Annotated in this window: 10 protein-coding genes; all 10 read left to right on the plus strand. The window is 52.6% G+C overall.

All coding sequences use genetic code 11. The annotated features are described in order from the left end of the window. Positions 1–16: 16 nt before the first annotated feature. The 10 genes from RC85_RS02915 (at position 17) to RC85_RS02965 (ending at position 13,879) form a co-directional block, all read left to right on the plus strand. On the plus strand, positions 17–874 hold the full coding sequence (locus tag RC85_RS02915) for an ATP-grasp domain-containing protein (RefSeq protein WP_068258457.1): 858 nt from the start codon (positions 17–19) through the stop codon (positions 872–874). Between the two features lie 61 nt (positions 875–935). After that, entirely contained in the window at positions 936–1,502 is a 567-nt protein-coding gene (locus RC85_RS02920) for a sigma-70 family RNA polymerase sigma factor (protein WP_068258553.1), read from the plus strand. 324 nt (positions 1,503–1,826) lie between these two features. Continuing rightward, a complete protein-coding gene (locus tag RC85_RS02925) occupies positions 1,827–5,021 on the plus strand; it encodes a discoidin domain-containing protein (RefSeq protein WP_068258458.1) in 3,195 nt (1,064 codons plus the stop codon). Next, a complete protein-coding gene (locus tag RC85_RS02930) occupies positions 5,018–5,992 on the plus strand; it encodes a cellulase family glycosylhydrolase (protein ID WP_068258460.1) in 975 nt (324 codons plus the stop codon). The genes RC85_RS02925 and RC85_RS02930 overlap by 4 nt, the downstream gene beginning before the upstream one ends. A gap of 229 nt (positions 5,993–6,221) precedes the next feature. Further along, positions 6,222–8,201 (plus strand): peptide ABC transporter substrate-binding protein, encoded by a 1,980-nt coding sequence (locus RC85_RS02940; protein ID WP_068258465.1) that lies wholly within the window; start codon positions 6,222–6,224, stop codon positions 8,199–8,201. Then, entirely contained in the window at positions 8,198–9,127 is a 930-nt protein-coding gene (locus tag RC85_RS02945; protein WP_068258467.1) for an ABC transporter permease, read from the plus strand. The genes RC85_RS02940 and RC85_RS02945 overlap by 4 nt, the downstream gene beginning before the upstream one ends. Beyond that, complete coding sequence (locus RC85_RS02950) at positions 9,124–10,383, plus strand: ABC transporter permease (RefSeq protein ID WP_068258468.1); 1,260 nt, start codon at positions 9,124–9,126, stop codon at positions 10,381–10,383. The genes RC85_RS02945 and RC85_RS02950 overlap by 4 nt, the downstream gene beginning before the upstream one ends. 4 nt (positions 10,384–10,387) lie before the next feature. Then, positions 10,388–11,413, plus strand: a complete 1,026-nt coding sequence (locus RC85_RS02955; protein WP_068258470.1) for an ABC transporter ATP-binding protein — start codon at positions 10,388–10,390, stop codon at positions 11,411–11,413. A gap of 2 nt (positions 11,414–11,415) precedes the next feature. Further along, a complete protein-coding gene (locus RC85_RS02960; protein WP_084422306.1) occupies positions 11,416–12,405 on the plus strand; it encodes an ABC transporter ATP-binding protein in 990 nt (329 codons plus the stop codon). A 4-nt stretch (positions 12,406–12,409) separates the two neighbouring features. Continuing rightward, positions 12,410–13,879, plus strand: coding sequence for a DASH family cryptochrome (locus tag RC85_RS02965; RefSeq protein ID WP_068258473.1), 1,470 nt, complete (start codon positions 12,410–12,412; stop codon positions 13,877–13,879). Positions 13,880–13,901: the final 22 nt, after the last annotated feature.

The raw sequence follows: 13,901 nt of genomic DNA on the forward strand, positions 1-13,901 counted from the left end.
TGTCCTGCGTTAAACCATGTCCGAACAGCTTTTGTTAATCGTTGGTGGCGAATCAGACCCCAACACACAGCGGATCGCTGACCAAGCCCACCTCCGCGGCATTCGCTATTTCTTTTGGGACACCGATCGCGATGATGCTCACCAAATCGCCTGGGACTTTCGGTCAACGCGGTTAGACCTGGGTGACCAAACGATCCATCCGACATCGGTCTACCTTCGGTACAACGTTTTCGAGGGTGACCCGCAGCGAAATATCTCCGCCTTTGAGATGATTCAGTCCTACGTACTTGCTTGGCCACAGATTCGGATTCTGAATCGCGAATCGATGACTGATTCGAACAACAAGTCTAAGAATCTGCGTCTTGCACTGGAGCTGGGTTTTGAAATTCCAGAAACCATCGTGATGGGAGACCTAACACCGCTGACGACGATTCCCGACCCACATGATCTGGCGATGAAACCGCTTGGCGGCGGTGCCCACACGATCTCGGTCGGTGACATCTATCAAGACCTTGGGACGTTGGCCGGCTACGGTCCCCAGTTTGTTCAAGAAAAACTAGTCGGTGAAAATTTACGAGTCTTTTCGATCGGTGGACGCGCGTTCGGCTTTCATTTGCAAACCACTTCGCTGGACTATCGCGACGACGGAAACGTCGGAGTCGCACAAATACAAGTCCCCGAAATCCTACAAGCACCCACGCTTGCGCTGGCGCAGCGTATCGGATTCGATTACTGTGCTCTCGATTTCCGCTGTCGAAACGGGATGGATCAACCGGTGTTCTTGGAGGTCAATTCATTCCCAATGTTTGTACGATTTGACGATGCGGGACAAAATTGCCTCGCCGACGCAGTCTTAGAATTCCTTGGCGGCTAGAACATCAAGTAAGGTATTGGGAACGCCACCCGATCACCTCACTATTTTCAAGTTCGCCGAAATGAACTCGCCAGAAATCGAAGTCTCGATGTTGCTTCAGCAAGTCAAGGAAGGCGACGAAGTGGCACGAGAACAATTGTTCATCACGCTGCAGTCGGAACTTCGCGACATGGCCGGTGCGTTGATGAGACGCGAGCGACCCGACCACACGCTTCAAGCAACGGCATTGGTCAACGAAGCCTGCCTGAAATTGTTGGACTCTGACGCTTTAGGCAATGCATCAAATCGGCGTTACATGTTTGGAATGGCAAACCGTGCGATGCGTCAAATCCTGATTGACCACGCACGACGCCGAAATACCAACAAACGCGGTGGCGACCAAAAAAGAGCGTCATTGGATATCGTGCTGGACAATTTCGAGGCCAGTAACCAATGCCAGTTCGAGGATTTGGAAACCGCATTGTCCAGTCTGGAGAACGACTCACCACGCCAACGCGAAGTCGTCGAACTTCGATTCTTTTCAGGTTTATCGGTCGAAGAAGTCGCAGATGTCCTGGAAGTCAGCGTCGGTACCGTCGAACGAGATTGGCGATTGGCGCGAGCGAAGTTGTTTCAGCAATTGAGGTGACAGGCCGACGCAAACGGCACACTCTTGCAGCAATCAAGAAACCAACAGCAGGGTTAACAAAACTTGACGTCACGCGGATCAATTGTTGCCAAATCGAGCGGCAAAGTTGTGGCATATCTAATGTCGTTATGCGGCGTGCGAGTTACCATAAACCCCAGTGCTTAGGAACGAGCGGGAAATGAGTGTCGCCTTTCGCTCCGCGAAAGTAGCGAATCCGCTGCTTTCGCGGAGCGAAAGGCGACTATAAAAAGTCGCACGTACCTTAAGCCTGACTGCGGACTCTTTCGCGACGGCCTTTGCTGAATTCCTAACCGAACAATTTATTTGACGATTGGCAAATTTGAAATGTGGATAAACCGACTTGTGTGTAGTTTCCTACTGCTGATTGTTTGCAGTTCTTCGCTGGGCCACGCCAATGCAATTGACCTGAGTGGGACTTGGAATGTCCGCCTTGATGAACAGGATGTTGGCGAATCGGAATCCTGGTTTGATGAAGTCAAAGGCACTCCGATCGAGCTACCTGGAATCACCGGCGAAGCTGGGTTGGGGGAACCGCTATCCCTAGAACCTGCGTTGACCAAGAAAGTCTTTAAGCACTTGCATCAACGTCACAAGTATGTCGGTGCGGCTTGGTACGCACGCAACGTTCAGTTGGACGATGATTGGGACCAGCAAAGCACTTCGTTAGTTCTTGAGCGGTCAATCTGGGAAACGACTGTTTGGATCAATGGGCGAAAAGTCGGTTCAAGAATTTCGCTCTCGGTGCCACACCGATACTCCGTGGCCGATTTTTTAAAGCCCGGCGACAATCGCATTGTCATCCGTGTGGACAACCGGCCGGTCGTTGACATCGGCGTGCTGGGCCACGCCTACACCGACGAAACGCAGACCATTTGGAACGGGCTGATTGGTGCCATCGAGTTAACCACGGAAGCCGCACCAGAGAATCAGTCGATTCAGATCAAGAATTTTCCGCTAAGAGTCAAAGTTACCGGTTCGAATCTAGCCAGTTCCGAAAAGCTAGAGGTTACCGCTGAGCCGATTGGACACGACGCACCGGCATGGAGCCGGACGGTCTCGGTTCAAGGCGATGGGCAAGAGACGCTGATTCCAGTTCCCTCCGACACCATCAGGACTTGGTCCGAATTCGATCCCGCGCTTTACCGCGTGACATGTCGTTTACAGGAGACCGAAGCAAGCATCGTGACCGGTTTTCGTGAAGTCAAAGCCGACGGAACAAAGTTGCTGATCAATGGAACGCCATCGTTCATGCGTGGAACTTTGGAGTGCTGCATTTTCCCCAAGACCGGTTACCCGCCGATGGACAGCGCCGGTTGGGACAAGGTGATGGGCACGCTAAAGGAATACGGGCTCAATCATTTGCGTTTCCATTCTTGGTGTCCACCCGAAGCTGCGTTTGCATCAGCCGATCGTCACGGCATCTATTTGCAGGCCGAGCTTCCCAATTGGACGTTCAAAATGGGCAAGCTGCCCGAGACTGATGCCTTCTTTAAAGAGGAAGGCAGACGCATCATCCGCGAGTATGGTCATCATCCGTCGTTGGTGTTCTTTAGTCTTGGGAATGAACTCACTGGCGACTACGCCTATCTGGATGAGATGGTTAAGGAGCTACGCCCACTTGCGCCTCATTTGCTGTACACGAGTACTTCGTATTCGTTTTCCAAGCGAGGCACTTTGCCAGGGCCCGAAGATGACTTCTTCATTACGCAGAGATCAAAAACTGGTTGGGTTCGCGGGCAAGGGTTCTTGAACCAGACTTGGCCGACGACTGACAGCGATTATCTTGAAGGACTTCAGTGCATTGAAATACCTTTGGTGACGCACGAAGTTGGGCAGTACAACGTGTATCCCAACCTGGCCGAACTGCCCAAGTACAACGGCAATTTGCGTGCAGTTAATTACGAAGCGATCCAGCAAGACTTGCGGTCGAAGGGGCGGTTGGATCAGGCTGCTTCCTACACATTGAACTCCGGAAAACTCGCAGCGCTCTTGTACAAAGAAGACATCGAGCGAGCCCTGCGAACCAAGGGGCTGTCTGGAATTCAATTGCTAGACCTTCACGACTTCCCCGGTCAAAGCACCGCGACAGTGGGACTGTTGGATTCGTTTTGGGATTCCAAGGGTGTCATCGAAGCGAAAGATTTCCGTCGCTTTTGTGCGCCCGTCGTTCCGCTGATTCGAGTGCCTAAGATGGCATGGTCGGCGGGCGAAACGTTTCAAGCTGAAATTGAAATCGCCAACTTTGGTCAAGCAGTCCTGGAAGATGCGAAAGTCCGGTGGGAAGTGCAAAGCGATTCCGGCGAAACGATTTCATCAGCAACGCTGGCCGGGCAAAACATCGCAATCGGCAACGGCAATCAAGTTGGCACGATTGAGTTGCCGCTGCCTTCGATCAAAAACGCAGTTCAGTGGAAAGTGACTGTCTCGATTGCTGGCACAGACTATGCCAACGATTGGAATTTTTGGGTTTATCCAAATTCAGAATCAGACGCGCAAACCCAATCGAATGATTCAGCCATCGTCGTGCGAAACTTCGGCAAACCACTGTTTGATGCGTTGGCTCAGGGACGGCGTGTGCTGTTCCTGCCCAAACGCGAAGAAATAAAGTCGCCGCTTGATGGCAGGTTTATCCCTGTGTTTTGGAGCCCGCTGCACTTCCCCAATCAACCCGGATCGTTGGGGACTGTGATTGACGCTGACCATCCGATCTTTGCGGATTTCCCCACTTCGACGCATACCGATTGGCAGTGGTGGGAATTGCTGGCGACATCGACGTCCATCAGCGGATCTGAATTCGGTGATGACTTTAAGCCCATGATGCAGTTCATTGACAAGTACAACCGAAATGATCTTCCGGCGATTCTATGGGAAGCGAAAGTCGGCGATGGCTCGCTGCTGGTCTGTTCTCTTGACATTGAAAGTGACCCCCAAAAACGCATCGTCGCGGCTCAGTTGAAACGTTCAGTTTTGTCTTACATCAACGGCAGTCAGTTTGCACCGACTCATCAGCTAGAACCACAGCAACTGGTGAAGCTGTTCCAAACGCGTCCCTATCGCATTCGCCTTGATGGTGGATCCAGCCACCCGGACTACCCGGTCACCAACCTGGATGACGGCGACCCTAAAACAATCTGGCATACGGATTGGCGTGATTCCAACAACCAGTATCCCTACGCTTTAACGATTGAACTATCGCAACCGCAAAAAGTTCAGGGGTTAGAATTCGTTCAGCGCAGCGGAAACCCCAACGGCCGAATCGATCGTTATCAGGTTTCCACTAGCGTTGATGGTACAACTTGGTCCGTGATCGAAGACGTCAACGAAACGGAAACTTCTCTTCGATTCAAGCAGCCGACGGTCGCTGCGTTCATTCGATTCGAGGCGCTTTCCGAGGTGAATGATCAGCCAAATTGTGCGGTCGCAGAACTAAAGCCGATTCTTGATGCGGGAATCACATCGGTGGATGAACTAGGGTTGATCGAAGGATTCAATCATTGAATCGCTTGTGGTTCGTAGGCCTGTTAACGATTTCCTGGGCAGCTTGCTCGGCCCGTGGGGATGATCCGCACCGGGGGCTCAATTTGCCGCCGACGCAAGGCACCACCAATGCGGGCGCGTTTCAAACCGGCGTCTATCGGTTTGATTATTCGCCAGAATTTCTGAAACAGATTCCAGCAAGCGGGTTTACTCACATCCGTGTCCCGGTCAATGTCGCGACCTCGAAGGATTCGGAAGCGATGCAGAAAATCGCTTCGTTGTTTTCAGCGGTTGGCGATCGCGGCATTCTCTGCATGTTTGACACCAACGAAGCGGGCGAAACGGGTCACGGAAATGGCAAGCCGAACGACGTTGCTTCGATCGCAAACGCGTGGCGGCAACTGTACCGAATGTTCCGTGGAAAGCCAAACATTGTCTTTGAGCTTTTCAACGAACCTTTTGGATATGCGAAAACCGCTGCTGGCCGTGACGAGTACATCAATGATATGAAGATCATCATTCGGCGAGGTCGATTGCCAAGCCGACGGTGCATCATCGATGGGATGGGATATGCCGATGACATTCAGTCGGTCGCAAAAGCTGGATGGCGTGGCGCGTTGGGATACCATTTCTATCCCAATTGGCTGGGCGATGACGACGCGTCAGCGGAAGCGTTTTCGAAGCTGATCGTTCAACAGTGCTCTGGCATTTCCAATGACATTTACATCACCGAATTTGGTACTCGGTTAGATTTCGACAAAGGCGGTCGAACGCCCCCCGAAAATTCTAGCCAAGATCACGATGCGCTTGTTGGGCTACGCGAGGCCATCAATTTTCTGAAAGGTGAGGGGCGGCCAATTAAAGGAGCCTATCATTGGCATGGCTGGGACAACGGCGACACCTATAGCTACTGGGACCAAGCGAATCGGTTAGGTGCATTGAAGATTCGCGAAATACAAGATGGAAGCGAACCAAAGCTGCTGGATCAATGATAAAAAATTTGCTTTCGTATTCCAGCAAGTCAATGAACGGCCTGGAAAAATCCGTTGACGATGGCTTAACGGTTGGCCGTTCAATGTTGCCCGCCAACAGTTCCGTTTTGTTGACTAGCCACAAACAGTTTTCGCTGCTCGTAGTCGTCAGCCGGGACGACGTGAGTGGCAATGGCGGTTAAACTCATCCCGTCGTTCTTGCTTCGTGACCTCTGCCTAGGAAAATCGCATGCCACCTGAAGTTCGTCGTGCCTTTCTCATGCTCGCCGGAATCGTTGCTGTTGCCATGGTGGTTTGGGCGGCTCGTTTTCAACCGCTGCCGCCTGCGGATTTTACTTTCCAAAACGGCACCGATCCGAAAACACTGGATCCGCACCGTGCGACGGGTCAACCGGAAAGCCGGATCATCTTCAACGTCTTTGCGGGGTTGTTGCAGGCCTTACCCGATGGCCCGCCCGATGCCGAAACCGGCGTCCAACCAATGTCGGCGCAGCCGTCGATCGCCAAGTCTTTCACGGTCAGTGAAGACGGCAAGACCTACACCTTTGATTTGCGTGATGACGCGGTCTGGTCCGACGGAGTTCCGATTACCAGCGAGGATTTCCGCTGGTCGTGGACCCGGATGCTGCATCCAGAAACGCTTTGCCAATACTCATTCCAGCTCTACCAACTGCCTCATGCCGAGGCCTACAACACCGGCGTCGTGAAGGTCGGTGACCGCGTCGAAGCCGAGTTGTGGGACCGCCCCGACGACGTCCCCGGTGGCGATTCGAGTACACAAAATTTTCCCCGCGGAACCATTCGCTACGGAACCCTTGTCGAAATTCGGAAGCCCGACGAACCGACCTACCCTGACACGATGTCCAACGACGCGAGAGAGAAAGCGGAAGCTGCTTGGAAAGAAGATTGGGTTTACGTCATCGATGTTTGCGACGTTGCAGAAGACGGCTCCGTCGATTGGGATGATGTATCTGGGCAGGAGACCTTTTGCATCAATGCAGCAACATCACCAGTTGCCGACGAAGAGACTCAGGCGACTCATGGAGTGCTTGTTGCCTTTGACAAACTTGAAGCGATCGAAACACCTGATCCGCAAACCCTGATCGTTCGCCTAAAAACGCCAGTGCCCTACTTCCCCGATTTGTTGGCGTACTACCCAACTTTCTTGGTCCCCAAACACTGCATTGAGGAATTCGGTGCACCGCTGTGGACCAAGGATGATCAGATCGTTTGCAATGGTCCCTACAAGATCGAAAAACGATTGTTACGCGATCGAATCCGCTTGCGTAAGAATGAAAAGTACTTTGATGCCGATCAAGTTTCGATCGAAACCATTGATGCGATCAGCACCGAAAGTGGTAACACAGCGCTGAATATGTACGAAACTGGACAATTGGAATGGGTTTACGATCCACCATCTTTGTTGCTGGATGAATTGCGAACTCGTGACGACTTTCACCCGGCACCCATGTTGTCCGTATACTTCTACCGGATCAACGTGAAGCGTCCGCCGATGGACGATGTTCGCGTGCGTCGTGCTGTGGCGATGGCGATTGACCGCGACCAAGTCGTTAACCAAATCACCAAAGCAGGTCAGATTCCGGCCTACCGATTGGTTCCACCTGGCATGGCCGGCTATCAATCGCCCGAAGGTTTCAAGCCTGACATTGAAGAAGCCCGACGGTTGCTGGCCGAAGCCGGTTATCCCGGTGGTCGAGGATTCCCAAAGTTGACGTTGCTTTACAACACTCAGCAGATGCACCGTGCGATCGCAGAAGTCCTACAACAACAGTTGCTCAATTCGCTGAACATCAAGATCGAATTGCAGAACATGGAATGGGGCAGCTATTTGGACAAAGTCGATCAGATCAATTACGACATCGCACGCGCCGGATGGATTGCCGACTTTGCTGACCCAACCACGTTTTTAGATCTATGGGTCACCGATGGAGCCCAGAACAGTACCGGATGGAGCAACAAACGGTTCGATGAATTATTGCAAGAAGCTGCGGTGGCAGGCGACCAACCAGAGAAACGAATGCAGTTGCTGGCCGAAGCCGAACAAATCTGGATCGACGAGATGCCTGTGATTCCCATGTACTTTTACGTTTCCAAAAACCTAATCAAATCGAACGTCGAAGGCTTCTTTCCAACGCCGCAAGATCGCCATCCATTGCATTTGTTACGGTTGAAGGAGGACAAGGAATGAGCGATGTACTCTCTTTCATTGGCAAACGTTTGCTTTGGATGGTCGCGACGTTGTGGCTGGTCTACACGATTTCGTTTGTCTTGATGCGATTGGCACCGGGCGGGCCGTTTAGCAGCGAACGCAAAGTGCCACCTGCGATCGAGCGTCAAATGGAAGCTCGCTACAACCTGGACGGATCCTACGTCGAACAGTACTTCGACTACCTAGGCGGCATCGTCACTAGAGGCGACTTGGGTTGGTCGCTGCGGTTGGAAGACTACAGCGTCAACGAAGTCATCGCGCAAGGCTTACCGGTGTCCGCTTCACTTGCGGTGTTTGCATTGATCTTTGCGATCGTATTGGGAGTCACCGCGGGCGTGATCTCGGCGGTCTATCGAGGCACGATTGCCGACACGTCCATGATGATTGCGGCGGTCGTTGGAATCGCGGTTCCCAACTTTGTTTTGGCCAGTGTTGCCATTTTGCTGTTCGTGTTTGGACTCAACATTTTCCCAGCGGCAGGTTGGGGCACGTTGAAACAGGTTTTGTTGCCAGCGATTTGTTTGGGTGCTCCCGTCGCGGCTTACATCGCCCGGCTGGCTCGCACAGGAATGCTGGAATCACTTTCGCGAGAACATGTTCGCACGGCGATCGCAAAAGGATTGCCCAAATCGGCCGTAATCTTCAAACACGTTTTACCCGGCGCGATGTTGCCAGTGGTTTCGTACTTGGGGCCTGCAACCGCTCGCGTGTTGACGGGTTCGCTGGTGCTGGAACAGATCTTCGCCCTGCCCGGAATCGGCAGCCACTTTATCAACGCTGCACTTCAGCGAGATTACACGTTGGCCATGGGCATGGTGCTGACCTACACCGTGATTTTGTTTGTGATGAACAGCATTGTTGACTTGTCTTACGCCATCATCGACCCACGGGTGAAACTGCAATGAGCAAGTTATCTGAAAAGGGTTCTCTGCAAGCAGAGCCAGCGGAGCAGTTGCAGCTCGAACAGATCCTGGACGAATCACAGCAAATCCAAGGCGTTTCGCTTTGGCAAGACGCGTGGCGTCGGCTCAAACGAAACCGCGTCGCATATCGGTCGATGCACGTGTTGATCGGATTGGCTTTGCTCGCGATTTTGACGCCGCTCATTCCGCTGCAATCTCCCATCGACAAAGACCTGAACGACCGTCAGTTCTTGCCTCCAACAATGGCAAGTTCCAGCATGGGTTCGCGAGCCGGATTGAAATTTTCGGAAGGCCGTTTGACCACTCAGTTGCAAGCCGTTGAATCGCAGATTGCCGCTTTAGAGATTGAGCTCGGGACGTTATCGACCGAAGAGGCTCGCAACCAGATTGAACAATCGATCAAACAGAAACGAGTGGTCGGCCATCCGTTCAATCAATTGTGGCATAACCTGGGTCCGGTTTCCTGGACGATGTGCCGATTGCGAGTCGCGGTGTTTGGCGATTATGCGATCCCGTCAATTTGTGGGACTGATCAACTAGGCCGCGATGTGCTGTCGCGAATCATGTGGGGTGCGCGTGTCTCGTTAACGGTCGGAATTGTGGCGACGCTTGTCAGCTTGATTATCGGTGTTAGCTATGGCGCGATCGCGGGTTACTTCGGCGGTTGGATCGATGCAGTGATGATGCGGATCGTCGATACTTTGTACTCGGTGCCGTTCATTTTTGTCGTCATCTTCATCATGACTTTCCTGGGTGAAGACAGCGTCAAAAAAAGACTGGAACAATTCGGCATCAATCAGTTGACGGTGTTCTATTTGATCATCGGTGCGATTTATTGGTTGACCATGTCGCGAGTCGTTCGTGGGCAAGTGCTGTCGCTGAAAAACGAACAATTTGTCGAAGCCGCGCGAACGATCGGCGCTTCGCCCGCTCGCATTGTGTTTCGGCATTTGGTGCCCAACGTTTTGGGTGTCGTGATCGTCTACCTGACATTGACGATTCCCGCGGTGATGCTATTTGAAGCGTTTTTGTCGTTCCTGGGACTGGGCGTGTCACCGCCGGATGTGTCATGGGGCCTGCTGTTGAAAGATGGTGTCGATGCGCTGTCCAGCGTCAAGCTTTTTTGGTGGATGGTCGTTTTCCCGGGTGCTGCGTTGGCGCTGACATTGTTTGCATTGAATTTCTTAGGCGATGGTCTGCGTGACGCACTCGACCCCAAGATGAAGAACAAAGATTGATCGCATGAGCCAACCACTTCTATCCGTAGATAACTTGAACGTTTCCTTTCGCACCGACGAAGGCTTGGTGCGGGCGGTTCGTGGTGTGTCGTTTGACGTTGCCAAGGGCGAGACCGTTGGGATCGTTGGCGAATCAGGCAGCGGGAAAAGCGTCACCAATCTTGCCATGATGGGATTGATTCCAATGCCGCCAGGCAAGATCGAAGCAGGCACGGCCATGTTTGGCGGAATGGACTTGCTAAGTTCCAATGAAGCTGACCTGCGCAGCATCCGTGGACGCCGGATCGCGATGATCTTTCAAGATCCGATGACGGCGCTAAATCCGTTGATGACGATCGAGCAACAGTTGACCGAAGCCCCGCGATTGCACTTGGGCATGTCGCGCAAGGAAGCCAAGAAACGTGCCGCCGAAATGTTGGATCTGGTCGGCATCGCTTCACCGGAGAAACGGTTGCGAGATTATCCGCATCAATTCAGCGGCGGGATGCGGCAACGAGTGATGATCGCGATGGCGCTCTCGTGCGAACCAGATTTGTTGATCGCCGATGAACCCACGACCGCACTGGACGTTACGATTCAGGCACAAATTTTGGATCTACTTTCGGATCTGCAAAAACGCAAAGGGACCAGCATTATCCTGATCACTCACGATCTTGGCGTCGTGGCTGGGCATTGCGACCGAGTGTTGGTGATGTACGCGGGAAGAGTCGTTGAAAAGGCTGGAATCGACGAATTGTTCGCCTCGCCCAAACATCCCTACACGTCGGGGTTGCTGGAATCGTTGCCGCGATTTGATGAAACCGGCCAAGACCGATTGTTGGCGATCGCCGGCCAACCACCGGACATGACCAACGTGCCCGATGGCTGCTCGTTTCGACCCCGTTGCCCCTACGCGACCGAGCAGTGCGGCGAAACCGATCCACCGTTACGCCAGCTTTCAACCACCCGACAATCGGCTTGCCTGCTGGACGTCGATACCGCTGATCGGCATCCGTCGATTGCTGAGATTGCCGAAGGAGTGTCATCGTGAGTGTGCCTGAAACTCCGCTATTGGATGTCAAAAACCTGCAAGTCTATTTTCCGTTTTCACGCGGTTCGCTGTTCAGCCCCGAACATGGATCGATCCGCGCGGTGGACGGTTTGACGTTTCAAATTCGCGAAGGTGAAACGCTTGGGTTGGTAGGCGAATCAGGCTGCGGAAAATCAACGACCGCGCGTGCAATCGTTGGCTTGGCAAAGCCGACCGCTGGAACGATTCACCTGCAAGGTCAGTCGATCGGCGGTTTGTCGGACCGAGCGATGCTGCCGTATCGCAAAGTGGTCCAAATGGTTTTCCAAGACCCCTTTGCATCGTTGAATCCACGAATGACCGTCGGCGGAATCATCGGCGAACCGATGAAGGTTCATCGATTGGCGTCAGGAAAAGATCGCAAACTAGAAGTGCTGCGTTTGATGGAGTTGGTGGGATTGAATCCGCGATTTTTGAATCGTTATCCCCATGAATTTAGCGGTGGGCAACGGCAACGCATCGGGATTGCCAGAGCATTAGCCGTGGATCCCAAATTGATCCTTTGCGATGAACCGGTGTCGGCATTGGACGTTTCCATTCAGGCTCAGATCATCAACTTGATGATGGATTTGCAACAGAAACTTGGGCTTTCGTATCTGTTCATCGCGCACGACTTAAGCGTGGTGCGACACATCGCAACGCGAGTGGGCGTGATGTACTTGGGGCGGATCGTCGAACTCGCTGACGCCGCGGACTTGTACGCGGGCCCCATTCACCCCTACACCGAAGCGTTACTGTCGGCTGTTCCGGTTCCCGATCCTGTGCTGTCGCGAACACGATCGCGAATCATGTTGCAGGGAGAAGTTCCGTCACCCGATCGCCATTACCCGGGGTGCAATTTCCAAGAACGCTGCCCGATCGCGGTAGAACGTTGTTTGACCGATCGACCGGAACTGGTGTCGATCGGAAAGCCGTCGCATCAGGCATCCTGTTTAGTGAGAGAAAACGATTAGCGTCATGGCATCCAATTCCATCGTTTGGTTTCGCAACGATCTTCGGCTGCACGATCACCGGGCGTTGACGGCAGCAATCGATCGCAGCAACGCAGTCGCATGTATCTACATCGTTGATCCACGATTCTTTACGAAAACATCGTTTGGATTCGATCGCATCGGGCCTCACCGATTGAAATTCCTGCGAGAGTCATTGCTGGATCTTGGCAAAAGCTTGGCGGACGCTGGATCAACTTTGATTGTTTTGCAAGGCAAGGCCGAAGATGTTTTAGCAGAGGCAGCGAAGGCGATCGGTGCAAGTCATGTCTACGCCCATCGCGAATACGCTAGCGAAGAAACGGCGATCGAAGACCAAGTTCAGCGATCACTAGCAGACGTTGGTGCGTCACTCGAACTTTCGTCAGCCAACACGCTGTATGAACTGGATGATCTGCCGTTTGAGATCGAAGACCTGCCTGAATTATTCACCAAGTTCCGGCGAAAGGTCGAAGCGTCCAGTTTGATTCGTCCGCCGCTTGCAACGCCGCAAACCATACCAAGTCTTGATCCAAACACACTTGCAAAACTTGACAGTGTTTCGATCGATCAGGCTGCATGCTTGCAGGGCGAAGAGGTCGTTCATGACGAGCGAGCTGTTATGCCATTTAAAGGAGGCGAAAGCGAAGGACTGCGTCGCGTGAATGATTACTTTTGGACTGATGATTGTTTGAAGGAATACAAAGAGACGCGAAACGGAATGTTGGGCGCGAACTACTCATCAAAGTTCTCGCCTTGGTTGGCACTAGGTTGCTTATCGCCAAGACAAATTCACCACGAAGTCTGTCGCTATGAAGAGCAGCGGATCAAGAACGATTCAACCTATTGGATGATTTTTGAATTGTTATGGCGTGATTACTTTGCGTGGGTCACGCTGAAACATGGTCGTCGGCTGTTTCAAGTCGAAGGACTACGCGGGCAACGGATTCCCTGGAAGCAAGATTCGAAGATACTCGATCGATGGCGAGAAGGAACGACAGGATTCCCGCTGATCGATGCCAACATGCGAGAACTTGCAGCGACGGGGTTCATGAGCAACCGGGGACGTCAAAACGTCGCCAGTTTTTTGACCAAAAATCTTGGCATCGATTGGCGAATGGGTGCACAGTGGTTTGAATCGATGCTGATTGATTACGATCCGTGCAGCAATTACGGCAATTGGAACTATGTCGCTGGCGTTGGCAACGATGCCCGTCAATTCCGCTGGTTCAATACGTTAAAACAGTCGGCGAACTATGACCCCGACGGAGCCTACGTTCGCCACTGGTTGCCAGAACTAGCAGACGTTCCATCTGAACACGTTCATTCCCCTTGGAAGATGGACAGAGAAAATCGCAAACAACTTGACTTAGTTTATCCACCACCGATCGTGGACCTGTTCAAATCGGCCGAACAAAACCAAGCATTGCATGAAGCCGCCAATGAACAGTTCCGCTGAGGCACTGTCCCGAAATAACGTC

The sequence above is a fragment of the Rubripirellula obstinata genome (assembly GCF_001642955.1).
Taxonomy (GTDB): domain Bacteria; phylum Planctomycetota; class Planctomycetia; order Pirellulales; family Pirellulaceae; genus Rubripirellula; species Rubripirellula obstinata.